The organism is Amycolatopsis sp. 195334CR, from assembly GCF_017309385.1.
Taxonomy (GTDB): Bacteria; Actinomycetota; Actinomycetes; order Mycobacteriales; family Pseudonocardiaceae; genus Amycolatopsis.
In genome coordinates this window covers 1,552,046-1,568,165 of record NZ_JAFJMJ010000001.1, presented here as the reverse complement: position 1 = coordinate 1,568,165, position 16,120 = coordinate 1,552,046, and the positions used below count along the sequence as shown (strand labels likewise).

Annotated in this window: 11 protein-coding genes; 7 read left to right on the top strand and 4 right to left on the bottom strand. The window is 69.5% G+C overall.

The window, feature by feature from the left end; all coding sequences use genetic code 11:
• Positions 1–115: 115 nt before the first annotated feature.
• Complete coding sequence (locus JYK18_RS07585; protein ID WP_307795809.1) at positions 116–1,216, top strand: alpha/beta fold hydrolase; 1,101 nt, start codon at positions 116–118, stop codon at positions 1,214–1,216.
• On the top strand, positions 1,213–1,956 hold the full coding sequence (locus JYK18_RS07580) for a helix-turn-helix domain-containing protein (protein ID WP_307795808.1): 744 nt from the start codon (positions 1,213–1,215) through the stop codon (positions 1,954–1,956). Before JYK18_RS07585 ends, JYK18_RS07580 begins: the two co-directional genes overlap by 4 nt.
• On the opposite strand, the gene JYK18_RS07575 is transcribed toward JYK18_RS07580, so the two are convergent.
• From JYK18_RS07575 to JYK18_RS07565, 3 genes are read right to left on the bottom strand one after another with little or no spacing between them, the layout of a single operon-like run.
• Complete coding sequence (locus JYK18_RS07575; RefSeq protein ID WP_206801422.1) at positions 1,950–5,720, bottom strand: TIGR02680 family protein; 3,771 nt, start codon at positions 5,718–5,720, stop codon at positions 1,950–1,952. The genes JYK18_RS07580 and JYK18_RS07575 overlap by 7 nt on opposite strands.
• Complete coding sequence (locus tag JYK18_RS07570) at positions 5,717–6,949, bottom strand: TIGR02678 family protein (RefSeq protein ID WP_206801421.1); 1,233 nt, start codon at positions 6,947–6,949, stop codon at positions 5,717–5,719. The genes JYK18_RS07575 and JYK18_RS07570 overlap by 4 nt, the downstream gene beginning before the upstream one ends.
• Positions 6,946–8,490 (bottom strand): TIGR02677 family protein, encoded by a 1,545-nt coding sequence (locus JYK18_RS07565; protein ID WP_206801420.1) that lies wholly within the window; start codon positions 8,488–8,490, stop codon positions 6,946–6,948. The genes JYK18_RS07570 and JYK18_RS07565 overlap by 4 nt, the downstream gene beginning before the upstream one ends.
• A gap of 316 nt (positions 8,491–8,806) precedes the next feature.
• On the opposite strand from JYK18_RS07565, the gene JYK18_RS07560 reads away from it, so the two are divergent.
• From JYK18_RS07560 to JYK18_RS07545, 4 genes are read left to right on the top strand one after another with little or no spacing between them, the layout of a single operon-like run.
• Entirely contained in the window at positions 8,807–9,397 is a 591-nt protein-coding gene (locus JYK18_RS07560) for a TIR domain-containing protein (protein WP_206801419.1), read from the top strand.
• Complete coding sequence (locus tag JYK18_RS07555; RefSeq protein WP_206801418.1) at positions 9,394–11,037, top strand: KGGVGR-motif variant AAA ATPase; 1,644 nt, start codon at positions 9,394–9,396, stop codon at positions 11,035–11,037. Before JYK18_RS07560 ends, JYK18_RS07555 begins: the two co-directional genes overlap by 4 nt.
• A gap of 11 nt (positions 11,038–11,048) precedes the next feature.
• Complete coding sequence (locus JYK18_RS07550; RefSeq protein WP_206801417.1) at positions 11,049–11,654, top strand: hypothetical protein; 606 nt, start codon at positions 11,049–11,051, stop codon at positions 11,652–11,654.
• Positions 11,651–14,734: an ATP-binding protein gene (locus JYK18_RS07545; protein ID WP_206801416.1), complete on the top strand. Its 3,084-nt coding sequence runs from the start codon at positions 11,651–11,653 to the stop codon at positions 14,732–14,734. Before JYK18_RS07550 ends, JYK18_RS07545 begins: the two co-directional genes overlap by 4 nt.
• A 42-nt stretch (positions 14,735–14,776) precedes the next feature.
• Here the strand turns inward: JYK18_RS07545 and JYK18_RS07540 are convergent, their stop codons facing one another.
• A complete protein-coding gene (locus tag JYK18_RS07540) occupies positions 14,777–15,661 on the bottom strand; it encodes a hypothetical protein (protein ID WP_206801415.1) in 885 nt (294 codons plus the stop codon).
• A gap of 245 nt (positions 15,662–15,906) precedes the next feature.
• On the opposite strand from JYK18_RS07540, the gene JYK18_RS07535 reads away from it, so the two are divergent.
• Positions 15,907–16,080 carry a hypothetical protein gene (locus JYK18_RS07535; RefSeq protein WP_206801414.1) on the top strand — a complete coding sequence of 58 codons (174 nt, stop codon included), beginning with the start codon at positions 15,907–15,909 and terminating at the stop codon, positions 16,078–16,080.
• The last annotated feature ends 40 nt before the right edge of the window (positions 16,081–16,120 follow it).

The following is a 16,120-nucleotide window of genomic DNA, read 5'->3' as shown; positions in this document are numbered from 1 at the left end:
TTCACGTTGGTAGCGTCGACCGGTGCCTTCGACCGTCTTCGCAGATCACCGGTTTTTGTTGCCACTGAGCCACAAAGAGCCCGACGGAGAAAAGATCGAAGTCTTCGCGCGCGAGGTGCGGACGCGGGAGGACCGGCCGTGGCTGCTGTACCTGAACGGCGGTCCCGGCTTCCCGGCCCCGCGGGTCAACGGCGACGAGGGCTGGCTGCGGCGCGCCCTCGCCGACTACCGCGTCCTGCTCCTCGACCAGCGCGGGACCGGCCGGTCGACCCCGTTGAACCGGCACACGCTCACCCAGCTCGGCCCGCACCTGGAGCACTTCCGCGCGGACTCGATCGTGCGTGACGCCGAACTGATCAGGCACGCCCTGCTCGGCGACGAGCAGTGGTCGGTCCTCGGCCAGAGCTTCGGCGGCTACTGCACGGTGACGTACCTGTCCCTCGCCCCGGAAGGCCTCAAAGAAGCCCTCATCACCGGCGGCCTGCCCGGCGTCGAAGCCGACGCGGACACCGTCTACCGGCAGCTCTACCCCGTCGTGGCGGCCAAGATCGCCGCCCACTACGAGCGGTTCCCCGGCGACCGCGACCAGGTCAGACGCGTCGTGCAGTACCTACGCGCCCGCGAGGTGCGCCTGCCCGGCGGCCGGGTGCTGACCGTCGACGCGTTCCGCCTGCTCGGCAATCTGCTGGGGTCCAGCACCGGCAGCCGCCAACTGCACTACCTGCTGGAAGACCCGTTCAGCGCGCGCCAGCTGTCGGACGCGTTCCTGCTCCAGGTCCAGCACGAGCTGTCCTGGGCGAGCGCGTCACCGATCTACTCCCTGCTGCACGAGGCGACCTACGCCCAGAACGCCGTGACGGACTGGGCGGGACAGCGCGTGCGCGCCGAGTTCCCCGACCTCGACTTCCTCGGCGAGATGATCTACCCGTGGATGTTCGACAACGATCCGCTGCTGCGACCGTTCCGAGGACTGGCCCGCGACCTGGCGCAACACCGGTGGCCCGCGCTGTACGACCTGAACCGGTTGCGGGACAACGAAGTCCCCGTCGCCGCAGCGATCTACGACGCGGACATGTACGTCGCGCGCGACCTCTCGCTCTCCACGGCGGACCTGATCCGCGGCCTACGCCCCTGGCTGACCGCCGACCACAACCACGACGGCCTGCGCGTGAGCAACGGGCTCGTGCTGGATCACCTGCTTAAACTGCTCCGGTGAGGGATGAGCGGGAGCTGGGGAGCGCCTGGACGAAGTTCCAGCGGCACGAGTTCCCGGAGCCGTCGCCCACGTTGGCGCGCTACGTGGCTCGCTACTGGGATGTCACGTGGAACTACGAGACGCCGTATCGGCAGCTGATCGTGCCTTACCCCAACGTGCACCTGGTCTTCAACCGCAGCGGCGGCGCGTACGTGACCGGCGTGTCGTCCGGACACCAGATCCGCGTGCTCGAAGGTTCGGACGGTGTTTTCGGGGTGGCTTTCCGGCCCGGCTGCTTCCGCCCGTTCCTGGGCAGGTCGGTTTCCACGCTGACGGACACCTCGGTCGACATCGCGGAGGTGTTCCGCGAGCCGATCCCGCATCCGTTGACCGTGCAGAACGTCGAGAGTTTCCTGCTGGCCCAATGGCCTTCGGCGGATCCGCGAGCTGATGCCGCCGCCGACGCGGTCAACCTGATCATCGCCAAGTCCGAAATCACCACGGTGGCCGTGCTCGCCGAGGCGCTGGACACCACGGTGCGCGCGCTGCAACGCCTGTTCGCCGAACACGTCGGCATCGGGCCGAAGTGGGTGATCCGGCGCTACCGGCTGCACGAGGTCACCGAACGCCTGGCCGCCGGCTCCGCCATCGACTGGGCGGCGCTCGCCGCCGACCTCGGTTACGCCGACCAGGCGCACTTCACCCGCGACTTCAAGGCCATGTTCGGCGAATCCCCGACGCACTACGCCGAGCGCTACTGAACCCCCTCCGCGGTGAGCGTGGTGCCGTCCCAGGTGAACCGCGCGGTGGTCACCGCGTCGTCCCCGTCGACGCCGGTGATGAGCTGGTGGATGCCCACCCCGCTCAGCTCGGCGTAGGTGCACCACTCGTGGTCGGAGGTCAGCACCAGGTCCAGGTCGAGCGCGGACAGCAGGGCGAACACCTGCCCGCGGTTCGTCGTGTCCACGCCGACAAAAACCTCGTCCAGCAGGATCACCCTCGGCGCCTCCGGCACCGCCTGGTAGTGCGCCGCGACGGCGGCGAACAGCGGAAGGTGCAGCGCGATCGCCTTCTCCCCACCGGAAAGCGCGCCGTGCAGCTTCCGCGTCAGCAACTCCCAGCCGTTGCCGTTGGCGCGGTCGACCTTCACCACGAACCGGTGCCACGAGGTGTAGTCGAAGACCTGGGCGAGTTGCTGCTCCCAGGTCGTGGCCGTGTCGTCGGCCCGCGCCTGCTCGATCCGCTCGCGGAAGAACTGGTGCAGTGACTGCCGGTCGTCGTCCGAGAGGCGGCCAGAGTCCTTGAGCAGCAGTTCCCTGGCGGCCTCGGTGCCGGGCGGCAGGTCGGGGGCCACCTGCCAGACCAGGCGCACGGCCACGTTCGAGGCGGTGCGCACGCGTTCCAGGCGGGCGTTCATGTCGTCGACCAGCTCGTTGGCCTGACGGATGCGGGCGGCGAGGTGGCGGCGGGTGTCGCCGGTCAGCGTCTGGTCGAAGAGCTCGCGTTCCCGCTCGGTGATCTCGTGGCGGCTGTCCTCGGCTTCGGTGTGCAGGAGGTGCAGCAGCTCGGTGGCACCGACCGTGATCCCGTCCACCACCGCGGTGAAGATCTGCACGTCCTCGTCGGTTTCCAGGTCGAGGTCGGCCCGCGCGCTCAGCACGCTCCGGCAGGTGTGCACCGACTCGGACAGCCGGTGCAGGGCGTCGCCGAGGTTCTTCGGCGCGTGCGGCATGGTCGGCCAAGCCGTGGTGATCAGCTTCGCGGCGTCGAGCGCGGCGTCGACACCGTTGGAAGCCCGCAGCGTTCTTTCGAACTTCGCCAGGTCGTCGAGGCCGCTGTCGGCCGGGAACACGCCGGTGGCCAGCTGGCGGAAACGGTGTGCCGCCTCATCACGACGGGCAGCGGCGTCGTCGCGGGCTTGCGCGTCGGCTTCCTTGCGGGCGCCGAACTCGCCGAGCCGGACGGCCAGGTCGGTGACCTCACGTGCGGTCGTGCGACGTTCTTCGGCGAGCACACCCAGCTTCCTCCGGAGCTCGGCGATCTCGGCGAGTACCTCGTGGTGTTCGACCTGGAACGTGCTGTCCACCGCTTCGAGCGTGGTGCTGAGGTCCTCGTAACGGGCTTCAGCCTCAGCCGCTTCTTCCTGGCGCGCGGCCGAACCCGCTGCCGACCGCCGGGCCTGGTCGCGCGCCACGGTCAGCGTCCGCTGCGCGTCGTGCCGGGCATCGAGCGCTTCCAGCCAGCTCTCCGCCTGGTCGTGGAAGGCGTGCACAGCGGATTCCACTGTGGACAGACCGGTGCGGTCGGCGGGCAGGCCGTGCGCCGCGGCCAGGCTGGTCAACTGCCGCAGGGCCTTGGTGACCTCGCCTTCCCTGGCGGTCACCGTGTCGACGCGCTCCTGGACCACCCGGTTCGCGGCACCGACTTCGGCTTCGGCCCTGGTCAGCGCCTGGGTGGCGGCGATCAGCGGACCGTGTCCGGGGCGTGCCGCCCGTTCCGCTTCCAGCGCCTGGCTCCGGGTGTCCGACGAGGCTCGCTGGCCCCGGCGGTGCCCACTGCCGGTGAGGTTCCCGAGCCGCCACGACCCGTCGGCGCCGATCGCCGCGGGCGCGTCCGGCAGCACCGCGCCGAAGGCCACCGCGGTCAGCAGCCGACGAGCCCCGCTGTTCTCGGTTACGAGCACATCCGCGAGAGAGCCGCCGGCGACGGGCGCCAGGGCGTACGGGTCGGCGAACACGTGGTGGCCTTCGATGTCCCCGCGTGGGCCGACCCACGCGTCGTAGAGGCCGGAGGTCTCGAGCGCGGCCTCGATCGCCGCACGATCGCTTTCCGTTGTGCCGTCGGCGAAATCCACCAGCTGCCGGAGCGGCGCGCCGGTTGTCCGGTCCGCGATGCTGGGATCGACCCATGTTGTCTCGTGGGTGCTGGCCTGCGGGCCCCGCAGAGCGGCGGTTTCGACCAGTGCCAGCACCGCGGACTCGGATTCGGCCTGTTCGGCCAGCACCGAGGGGTCGCCGAACCGCAGTTCCCGGCACCCGGCCGCCCATTCGGCCAAGCGCGTGCCGAGCTCGGCGAGCACGCCCTCGCGTTCGAGGGTGGCTGTGTCGAGTGCCTGCTGGGCCTGTGAAAACGCGGTTCGGGCCAGGTCGAGGTCGTTCTCGGCCTGCTGCCGCAGCTCCACGGCCCGTTCGTGCGCGTCGAGCGCCTGGTTGACGGCACCGAGCTGCTCGCGCTTGGCGCGGACCGCCGCCCGGAGCAACGGCCGTCCCGGGGCGCGGACCAACTCGGTGTGCACGCTGGTCAACCCGGCCCTGGCCGCCGCGTGCCGGATGTCGGCCTGCTGGGCCTGCACGGTTTCCAGGTGCCGGCGTTCTGCCTGTTCAGCGTGCTGCACAGCGGCCTGGTCGGCTTCCGCCTCCGCGCGCTTGCGGTCGGCGTCCTCGCGGATCCGGCTCGCTCGCGCCTCCGCTTCCCTGGTCTGCTCCCGCAGCCGGTCGAGCTCGTGGCCCTGTTTGTACGCCTCGCTCTCGGCCAGGCCCGCCTTGCGCGACTCGGCGGCGCTGATTTCCTTGTCCAGCGCGGAAACGCGGTTTTCCGCTGCCGTCTTCTCCGCCTCGACGCGGGCGTGTTCCTCGGCCGACGCGCGTGCCGCCTTCGCGAGGTTCTCCAGGTCGGCGGTGGAGGAGGTCAGCGCTGCCGCGCCGGCGCGCAACACCCGTTGTGCGTAGGTCTTCTGGCGGGCGGCGAGGGTGCGCGTGGCCGCGACCTCCTCCTCCAGCTTGGTGAGCTTGTCGCGCTGGGAGTCGAGCCGTTCGAAGCCCTCGGCGAGGTCGGCGATCTCCTGCTGGTCCAGCGGGGGCAAGGCCCGGGAAAGCAGGTTCGACAGCAGCCCCGGATCGAGGCGCTGGGACAGCTTCGGCGTGCGAAGTTGCAGCAACGCCAGGATCAGCGCGTCGTACCGCTGCTCGCTCAGCGACGGGAAGAGCGTGGTCCGGACCTCGGTGCGGTAGTCGGCGGCACTGGCGTGCACGGTGCCGCGCTCGCCCAGCCGCTCCACCAGCGCGTTCCGGCTCAACGGCTGCGCGGCCTCGTTCACCAGCGAGAAGTCCTCGCCGATCCTCAGCTCGGTGGTGAAGTAGTCGGGGTGCACGGTGGTCGTGTGCGTGCTCGCCTGGAGCCGCGCGCCGCAGGTGAACCAGCGCTCGCCGGTCCGGAATTCCAGCCAGACGTACCCCACGCGCGTGGTGCCGGTGGCGCCTTCGCCGAGCAGGTTCCAGTGCATGGTGCGTTCGCCGGTGCCGAAGGTGGACAGCCGGTTCGCGCGCAGGTTCGCGTCGAAGAGGAAGGGCAGCAGCACTTCGAGCGCCTTGGACTTGCCGCTGCCGTTGGGACCGCGGAGCAGCAACCGTCCCTTGTGGAACTCGAAGACCTCGTCGTAGTACCGCCAGACGTTGAGGATGCCCGCCCGCGTTGGCAGCCAGCGGAGCGAGTCCGCGGCACGGCGAGGCAGGTCGGTCGCGGTCATGACGTGGTCTCCTCGGTGGTGGCGGCCACGGCGTACCGCGCCGCGGCGGGCTGCGGCCGGACCACGCCCGAGGCGACCCGCACCAGGTCGAAGGCGGTCAGCACGGCCAGCGCGTCGGTGGTCAGCTGGCGCGGGCCGTCGTCACCGCGATAGCTCTTGGCCCAGCGGGGAAAGCGGTCGAGCAGGGCCGCCGCGGTGAACTCCAGTTGCTCGACGGTGACCGGGCCGGTCATGGTGTCGAGCAGGAGGAGCGCGGCGACGTTGGCGTCGGCGGCGTCGTCGGGGAACCGGCTGTCGGTGGCGGTGCCGTCGGCGTCGATCAGCAGGACGCCCTCGACGCGTTCCTCCAGCAGGAATCCGCCCTGCTCGGCGGCTTGGCGGAGCAGGCGGCGCCCGGCGGGGGAGTCGAGGTAGGCCCGCTCGTCGTCGGGGAGGTCGTCGAAGTAGACCACCGGGTCGTCGACGAGCTTGCGGAAGATCGAATGCCGCAGCCACAGGTTCTGCTGCACCTCCGACGCGCCCGGGGTGTCCTCGTGGCGGCCGGCGGACAGGCCGTACCGGCGTTCCTGGGAGACCGCGTCGAGCAGCTCTTCGAAGCGCAGCGCCACGTCCTCGTGGGGGACCGCGAGTTGCGAGGGGCCAACGGGCGCGGCCAGGAGGCGCAGCAGGATCGTGGCGTCCACGCGGTAGAGCACCTTGGCTTCGGCCGATTCGACGAAGGCTTCCGTGCTGCCGTCGACCACGTCGACCGCCCCGTAGGTTTCGAGCAGGCGCAGCACGTCGACGAACGCCGTCCGCTCGCTCCGGCTCGACGCGTCGAACGCGGTGACCACCTCGTCCGCGTCGGTGGCACTGGCGACCCGGTCGGCCAGCAGGCCGATGGTGGTCACCGGCACCGAGAGCAGCTCCGCGGCGACCACGCAGAGCAGGACGTACCGGCGGCGGTCGAACGGGGCCTGGCCCGAGCGCAGCCGGCGGGCGGGTCTGCCGGCGTCCGCGGCCACGCGCAGCTTGGTCAACCGGGCGTACCCGAGGCGTGGTTCGACGGTCAGCGTCCAGCCGCAGTAGTAGTCGAACCACTTGCGGATCGGTTCCCGGCGGCGCCGGACCAGGTCGAACACCTCGGGTGCGGACCGTTCGGTGAGCAGCGGCGTGGCCAGCAGGCGGCGGATGCCGTGGGCGACCTCCTCGCGTTCGGCGGTCACCAGGTGGTTGGCGAGCTGGCTCATGCGCGGTCTCCGCTCGCTTGTGGTCTTCGCTGCCCGGCGGCCCGGATCTCGATCTCGTAGTCGGGACCGCGGAACGCGCCGCTGTTCGTGCGCAGCACGGCGATCGCGCCGTCCCGCGGTGGCCGCAGCAGGATCTCGACCCGGCCGTCCGAGGTGGTGCCCTGCCGGGTGCCGCCGGTGTCGGGCCCGGTGGCGAGGGCGCGGCCCAGCAGGTCCAGCAGGCGTTCGAACAGCGCGTGGTCGAGCCGGTCGAAGGCGGAGAGCCGGAGCGCGCCACCGGTGTCGAGCAGGTCCCAGGCGGCTTCGAGCTCGGCGCGTTCCGCCAGTGCCCGTTCGGCCCGTGCCGCCTTGAGCGCGGTGACGTCGCGGACCCGGCCGGTTTGGGCGAACTGCTCGGTCTTGCCCGCCGAACGGAGCAACGGCGAGACCGCGACCGGCGGCGTCTCGTACCAGGAGGAGGACGGGTTGATCAGCTCCGGATCCGGATGCGCGAGGTGCGCGTGGCGGGCGGAGCCGAGGCCGAACATGGTGGCCCACAGGCGGTGCAGGTCGTCCTGCGCGGGGACCACGGTGAACCACCTGGCCAGCTCGCGGAAGTCGGCGACCGCGCTGCCGGCGCGCCGCTTGGACTCGGTGATCTTGGCGAGGACCTGCAGGAGCGTGATGATCGCCCGGCGGGCGACGTGGTGCAGTTGCTCGACCCTGGGCGCGGAGCCGTCCAGCGGCCGGAACCACGCGCGCAGGCCGTCCCAGCGAGCACGCCGGTGCGCGAGCCAGGCCGGGGCGGGATCGGTGCCGGTCAGCTGGGGGAGGTCGGCGCCGAGCAGCGCGCGCTGGTGCAGGAGGTCGACGCCGTGTTCCTCGATCTCCGCGATCCGGGCGGCGATGGTGTGGCTGCGGGGTTCCAGGTCGGTGAGGAACTCCTCGAGGTAGGCCACGGTCGACGCCTTGACCTCGTGGAACGTGGCGAGGTCGGCGGTGTCCGCGCTGTCCGCCCGCAGCAGGCGCTGGAGCTCGCCGTTGAACTGCTTCGTGTTGCCGCGCAAGGCTTCCAGGTGGCCTTCCAGCTCCATCAGCGTGCTGAAGACGCGCCGGTCGGAGCCGGTGTCCAGCTCGCGGGTCAGGTCGCCGAGGCGGTCGGAGATCGCGTCGAGCACGGCGGTCTGCAGTGCGCCGGTCGAGGTCAGCAGGGTCGTCGCGTGCACCACGCCGGCGAAGGCCGCTTCTCCTCGGCGGGTGAGGGAGTACTGCAGGTTGCGGCGTTCGTACTCGCTGGCCGTGCGGTAGTTGTCGGAGTGGTTGTGGATGACGTCGAGCAGGCGCCAGTCACGGAGCTGGTCGAGCGCGGTGGACAGGTCGTGGTCGGGGAGGGGGTCGAGCCAACCGGCCTCGCGCAGGCGGGCGCGGACCTCGTCGAGGCCGAGCTCGGTCTCCAGGCGTTCGTTGGCCTCGCTGAAGGCATGCAGGACCGCGACGTGCAGCTCGGCCCGGTCACCGCTGGTGAAGCGGAACATCTCGGGTGGCACGCGACTCGGCTCCATGGCGACCACGGTAGGTGGTGATACCGACAGTTACTGTGTGGTGGTCAGTTCTGTGAGCAACGTCGGCGCCCCGCTCGACCGGCGGACCGGCGACCGCGGCCCAGCGCGGTGGAGGACAGCTCGTCGCCGGCGATCGCGGCCGACTCCCCAAAGTGCTGCCTGAAGCGCTCGACCGGCCCGGTGATCCGCAGGACGGCGACCCAGTATAGGGCTTCGCGCACGGTGTCCTTTCCGTGTCCAGTTGGCTGGCCACTTGTCGGGATAATTGCCACTTTTTGGCGATTTTGACCCGCCGGTCGGTGCTTATCATCGGTACGTGTCCGGCTACAGATGGGATCTGTTCATCAGCTACGCCCGTCGTGGGAGTGTGCAGAAATGGTTGCTCAACCACTTCCACGAGAAACTGCGTGATTGCCTGGCCAACGAGTTCCAGCCGCTGCGGATATACGTCGACCGCGGAATGCCGCGGGCCGTGCACTGGCCGTCCAACCTGCAACACGCCCTGCTGCACAGCAAGATCATGATCCAGCTGCTCACCCCACCCTACTTCGATTCCGACTGGTGCCTGGCGGAGTTCCGCAGTATGCGGGCGCGGGAGGAACTGCTCGGGCTGGCCGGTGCCGGGCAATCGCAGGGGCTGATCTACCCGATCCTGTACGGCGACTCGGAAAACTTCCCGCCGGAAGCGAGAGAGCGTTCGTGGGTGGATTTCAAGGACGTCGCTTATCCGGATCCGTCGTACCAGCAGAGCCCCGAATACGGCAACCTCCACCGGAAGGTCACCGTGCTGGCGGGTGACCTGGGGCAGCTCATCCCCCAGGTGCCCGAATGGCGAGCGGACTTCCCCCTCATCGACACGCCGGACCCCGTGCTCAGGCCCACCCCGCCCCTGCCGAGGTTCGAATGAGCACCGGGACCGTGATCACGTTCTATTCCTACAAGGGCGGGGTCGGCCGCAGTTTCACCCTGGCCAACGTCGCCGTGCTGCTGGCGCGCTGGGGCTACCGGGTGCTCACCGTCGACTGGGACCTGGAGGCGCCGGGCCTGCAGCACTACTTCGCGAAGGTGCTGTCCGAGGAGCCGGAGCGTGGCGTCGTCGATCTCGCCCACGCGTTCCTCGCCGGGCAGGCGGACCCGCAGGTCGTACCGGTCAAGGTCGATGTCGAGGGCGGCAAGCTCGACCTGCTGGCCGCCGGCCGGGTGGAGCGCGGCAGGCTGGACGGCTCCTACACGCGCCGGATGCAGGCGTTGAACTGGGAAGAGCTGTACCGGAAAGGCTTCGCCGACTTCCTCGAACAGCGCCGTGCGGAATGGGTCGACCAGTACGACTTCGTGCTGATCGACAGCCGGACCGGGGTCTCCGACATCGCTGGTATCTGCACCGCGCAACTGCCGGATCGACTGGTCGTCGTGTTCACCGCCAACGACCAGAACCTGAACGACGTGGTGGACGTGGTCCGGCGCGCGGACAACGCCCGTGACCGGCTGCCGTACGACCGGCCGCGGCACTCCGTGCTTCCCGTGCTCTCCCGGTTGGACAACCGCGTGGAGTACGAGCGCGCGGAGAAGTGGCAGCGCAGGTGCGCTGAGGTAGTCGGTCCGTTGTTCCGGAACTGGCTGGTCAAGACCGTTCCGGAAGAGCTGATGCTGCGGCACCTCACCGTGCCGTACGTTTCCTACTGGAGCTTTGGCGAGCAGCTGCCCGTGCTGGAGGAGCAGGTTCCCAAGGCGGACCAGATCTCGTTCGCGCTGGAGACGGTCGCCGCGGTGATCGCGCGGCAGTTCGACCGCACCGACGTGCTGGCGGACAACCGGGACGCCTACGTGGCCGCCGCCCGCGAGCGCGATCGGGAGTTCGACCTCGACTTGCTGGTGTCCAGCCCGCGGCGGTCGATGCGCACGGCGACAGAGCTGGTCGAGGAGCTGCGGTTGCTCGGTCTGCGGGCCGCCTGGTCGTTCTCCGGAGATCCCGATTTCCTCGACGAGGTGCCGCAGCCGGCTGAGCACCTGTGCCTGGTGGTGGACGGTGAGCCGACTCGCTGGCAGACCACCGAGGCGGAAAGCTTCCTGCGCCACACACTCGGTCCGGGTGGCAAGGAGCGCCAGTTGTTCTGCGTTCTGGCGCGCGGGACCGACCGGGAGAAGCTGCCGGGCTTCCTGCGCAGCCTGCAGCACCTCGACTTCTTGCCGGGGATGCGGCCGGTGAAGGTGGCGCGGGAGCTGCACGACCTCGTCACCGCCATTCCGGCCACCGATGCGGGGCCGGACCAGGAAGCGCTGGAGAGCGCGGCCGCGGCGCTGCGCGGTCTGCCGTCCACGATGCCCTACTCCGGGCGTTTCACCGTGATCCGGGAGGCCGTGCGCGGCATGGCGACCGCATTGGACGACGGTGATCTGGCGCTGCTGCTGGACCGGTCGACGGACCTGGCGCTGCTGACCAAGGCCCACGCGAACGGCGCGGGGATCGCCGCGCCGCCGGACCTGCTCGTCGAGGTGGCCGATCTGCTCTCCCGGATCGATCGACGAATCAACGCGTTCACCGACTGAAAGGCGGCGAGATGCCGGAGAAGTACACCGACAACGCAAGAGCAGCGCTCACGGTGTTGATGCTGGCGAACCGGGCGGTGCTCAACACGGAGCTGACGAAGGAACACAAGATCAAGCTCAGCCTCGCCGAGCGTCGGAAGTTGATCAGAGCCGGGCTGCTCGAGACCGATGAGAGCGTCCGGCCGTTCGTGCACGAGATCACCGACGAAGGCATCTCCTGGTGCATGAACAACCTGGTCGACGGTGAGCCGCCGTCGAGGTCGGGACCGCAGGTGCGGCTGGTGTTCGAAGTGATGCGGCGGGTGGTCGGCTACCTCCAGCAGCGCGGCCTGCTCGCTGAGGCGTTGCGCACCGGCGACCTGGAATCGCTGATCCGTCAGGCGTACCGGGCACTGGCGACCGCCCCACAGGACTGGATCCGCCTGGCTCGCATTCGCCCCAAGCTCAACGGTGCGGAAAAGTCCGAAGTGGACGAGACGCTGCTGGAGATGATGAAGACCGGGACCGTCCACCTCGCCCCGGACTCCAACCGCAGTGCGCTGACCGACGCCGACCACGCGGCCGCCGTCCGGATCGGTGGCGAGGACAAGCACATCATCGCGATCGAGGAATCATGACCGAGCACTTACGCGAGGCGCTGGCCGTCCTGCGCTTCAACTCCGCCGAGACCCCGGACGACGTCTGGCGTGCTTCTCCGTCCCATGTGGACGGTCTGCACAGTGGTGCCGAGCACCGCATCAAGGCCAGCATCGAGGACGCCAGGGCCAGCACCGGTCCGAGCCCGGTGGGCCTGGTGCTGCAAGGGGAGAAGGGCGTGGGAAAAACCCACCTGCTGGGTTCGGTGCGCCGCATGGTGCAGCGGAAGGGGGGCTACTTCTTCCTGGCCGAACTCAGTACGGGCGATGCGTTCTGGGACGACGTGGCCGAGGCGATGCGCAGCGAGTTGCACCGGCCCAACGACGAAGGCGAACGGCAGCTCGCCGTGCTGATGCGTCAGTTGTGCATGGGGGCTGCCGTGCCCGAGGAGGTCAGCAGGGCGATGGTGGGCGAAGCCCCGCTGACGCCCGATGACGTCCGGCTCCTGCTCAACGGCCTGCGCAAGGTGGACAGCCGGATCGCCGTGGAATGTGGTGACACGATCCGGGCGTTGGCGCTGTACGGCTCCGACCACGCGGAAGTCGGCCTGGAATACCTCCAGGGGCGGGAAGGGGCGCAGGAGGATCGCCGGCTCTGGGGCATGCAGCACCGGTCCAAGTCGTCACAGGTGCTCGTCCGCGACATCTCCCGCATCTTGGCGTTGACCGGACCGTGCGTGATCGGCGTCGACCAGCTGGACACCTTGGTCCACCACCGGGGGCAGGGCGCCATCGACAGCAAGATGACCGCTGCCGAGCTGACCGGGGACATCCAGCGCATCGCACAGGGCCTGATGCACCTGCGCCAGGTCACCCAGCGAACGCTGACCATCGTGGCGTGCCTGCCCAACACCTGGATGCACTTGAAGCAGGTCTCCACCGACACCGTGGCCGACCGCTTCACCACCACACCGATCCTGGGGTCCATCGCCGACGGGAAACTGGCGCGGCAGCTGGTGGAGAAGTGGCTCGGGGTGATCTACCAGAGCAACGGCATCTCGCCACCACACCCGACCTGGCCGGTGGCGCAAGAGGCGTTCGGCAAGGCCTGGACGCCACACACCCCGCGGCAGTTGCTCAAGCGCATCCACGCGCACGCCGAGACCTGCCTGCACGGAGAAATCCGGGAACTGAGTTCCTTCGACGAAGAGATCGAAGTGCCGACCGTCCCAGCTGTACCGGAGTCGGACTACGACTTCGCGGAACTCGACGCGCAGTTCGACCGCTTGCGGGACAAGGCCGACATCGCCTCCGCGGAAATCACCAGGGAGAACGAGGACGAGGTGGCGCCGCCGCTGTTCCTGGCCGGGCTGAAGTCCTGGATCACCGAGGTCGGCAATGACGATCTGAGGTGGCACCCCGAGCCGCTGGCCGACGACAACCGGCTGCACGCCGGCCTGCGACGGATCTTGAACGACGCGCTGGACACCCAGGAGCAGTGGACGTTCCGGCTGATCACGGAAGGCCACGGCATCACCGTGTTGCGCAGGATGCGCAGTGCTCGTGAGGCGGCGGGCATTCGCGCCGGCGTGCAGGATCGGCACCTCGTGCTGATCCGCCGGGGTACGCGGGGCTGGACCGGGCCGACGACAAAGAAGGAATTCACCGAACTGACAGAGCAGGGCGTTCGGCGCCTCGACATGTCGGATGATGATCTCCGGACGTTCAGCGCGCTCAAGGAAATGCTCGCCACGCCCACCCACCGCTTGCTCACCTGGCTGGCCGTGCGGAAACCCGCGAGCACCAAGACCTTCCTGCGGCACATCCTGCCTGGCTCGCCGCAGGCCAAGGCCGGTCACCAGGAGACGAGGCCGCCGCCGGTGGTGGGGCAGGCACCGCCGGAGCCGGGCCAACTCGTGCTCGGCATGGACGGTGAAATCCGGATCGAGCTGGAATCGCTGCGCAAGCACGCCATCGTGTTCGCCGGTTCCGGCAGTGGGAAGACCGTGCTGCTGCGCAGGATCGTCGAGGAATGCGCCTTGAACGGCGTATCGGCCATCGTGCTGGATCCGAACAACGACCTGGCGCGGCTGGGTGACGCGTGGCCCGAACCGCCCGAGGACTGGCGGCCGGGTGACGAGCGGAAGGCCGTCGAGTACCTCGACAGCACCGAGGTGGTTGTGTGGACCCCCGGCCGGACGAGCGGGCGGCCGCTCAGTTTCCACCCGTTGCCCGACTTCGCGGAAGTGCGCCAGGACGCCGACGAGTTCGCCGCATCGGTCGAGGCGGCCGTGGCACGGCTGGTGCCACACGCCAAGGTGGCCAACGACTCGAAGGGCGCGGTCCGGGGCCGGGCGGTGTTGCGTGAAGCGCTCGCCCACTACGCGCGAACCGGGAAACGAGACCTGACGCAGTTCATCGAGGTGCTCGCCGAACTGCCGGAGGGGGTGAGCAAACTCAACACCGCTGCCGCGACGGCCGCCGATCTGGCCGAAACACTGCGGGCCGCGACGGTCAACGACCCGTTGCTCGGTGGTCCGGCCGAAGCGACGGACCCGGCGTCCCTGCTCACTCCGGCCGCCGGGAAACGAGCGCGGATCTCGGTGATCAGCTTCGTCGGACTGCCGTCCGAGGAGCAGCGGCAGGCGTTCGTGAGCCAGCTCCAATGGGAGGTGTTCGCCTGGATCAAGCGGCACCCGGCCACCGACCGCCCGCTCGGTGGGTTGTTCGTGATGGACGAAGCGCAGACCATCGCCCCGTCCGGGACCTGGACGGCCAGTACGCAGAGCACCATCCTGCTCGCCTCGCAAGCGCGCAAGTACGGGCTCGGCCTGCTGCTCGCCACCCAGGCCCCGAAGGGGGTGCACAACCAGGTCGTCGGCAACGCCACGACCCAGTTCTTCGGCAGGTTGAACAGTCCCGCGCAGATCGCCGCGGCGACCGAGATGGCCAGGGCGAAGAACAGTTCCGTCGGCAACATCTCGCGGTTGGAGCGCGGGCACTTCTACGCCACCGGGGAGAACTTCGGGTTCCGCCGGATGCGCGTGCCGTTGTGCCTGAGCCACCACCCGCCCAGCCCACTGCGCCTCGAAGAGGTGCTCGACCGGGCCCGCGCACGGTAACGCGCCCCTCACCCGCCAAGGTGAGGGGCGCGTTCCACGTGCTCAGCGGACGGTGGCCGCCACGACCGTGTTGATCCGCTGCCAGAGCGCGGCGAACAGGTCTTCCCGGCGATAGGTGCGGGGCTCGCCGGTGTTGCGGCCCAGCACCGAGAAGTCGTGCAGTTCGAGCTCCGCCGTGCCGGTTTCGGTGCGGTACACCGGACGGGCCCAGCCGTTGCTGCAGACGCTGCCGGCGTCGTGCCTGCCGACCACGAAGTTCACCGTCTCGTCACCGCCGATGCCGCCGCGCTGGATGTCCAGCGCGTACACGGTGTCGCCCGCGTGCTCGACGCGCACGGCGATCCGGGAGTCGCCGCGGTGCACCGTGCCGGCGAACCCGCCACGGCTCAGCCCCGGCATCGCGGCGGTGAGCTGTTCACCCAGGTACCGCATCACCGCGTCCTGCTCGGCGTAGCGGCTGAACGTGGCGGGCACGGCCGGTGCCGGAGCGGTCTCCCTGGCCGCGGTCACCACCTCGTCGACCCGGGCCCGCTCCACGCCGGCCGCCTCCGCCGCCTCCACCCGCGCGGCGAGCGCTTCGGTGAGCTGGTCGTCGAGGCGCAGGTAGGTCACGTGCGGGTGGAGGAGTTCCGCGGGCACCGCGAAGTCGCCGACCAGGATCGGCAGCACGTGCTCGTTCCCGCTCTTCACCGCGCGCAGCATCGCCGAGGTGAAGTCGTCGACCGTGGACACGAACGGGAGGAAGAACCGCACCCGTGCGTCCGGCAGATCGCCGCCTTCCTTGTGCGCCCACCACTCGTGCGTCTGGTCGGGTCCGTGCAGCACGGTCAGCCCGCGCTGACGGCAAGCCTCCACTACCTCCCCGACCGAGGAACGCGACTCCTCGGTGAACGACACGGCGACGTCGTAGGTCGTTGCCTCGTTCAATGCCGAACCTCCCTGATCATCCCGGCCCGTGGCCGATCGCTGATGCCTACCCGCGCAGCTTCGGGCATGGCTGTCGACCAGAAGTGGACCAGCGGTGGACGCCCCGGTGTTTCCCGTTGACCACGTCGCTGGAAACGGTCAATCCCTTGTTGGCCGGTGGCGCATTGATGAATCCTCGAAGTGGGTGCCAGAAACGAAGGAAAAGCATCCGAATTCAATTCCCGATTTCCTGTGGAGGATTTGTCATGTCCAAATACGTGTCTGCTTCATTGGCTGCCGCGGCTTCGGTGGCCGCCGCCTTCTGCCTGCTGGTCGCCGGGGCGGGCAGCGGTTTCGCCACGTCGTCGGACGAGCCGCCCGCGCCGCCGGTGACCACCACGCCCGCGCCCGACCCCGACGGCAACCCATGGCACGACTGAATTCGATTCGATGAAAGCGCATCCGGCCGTTCGCGGTATT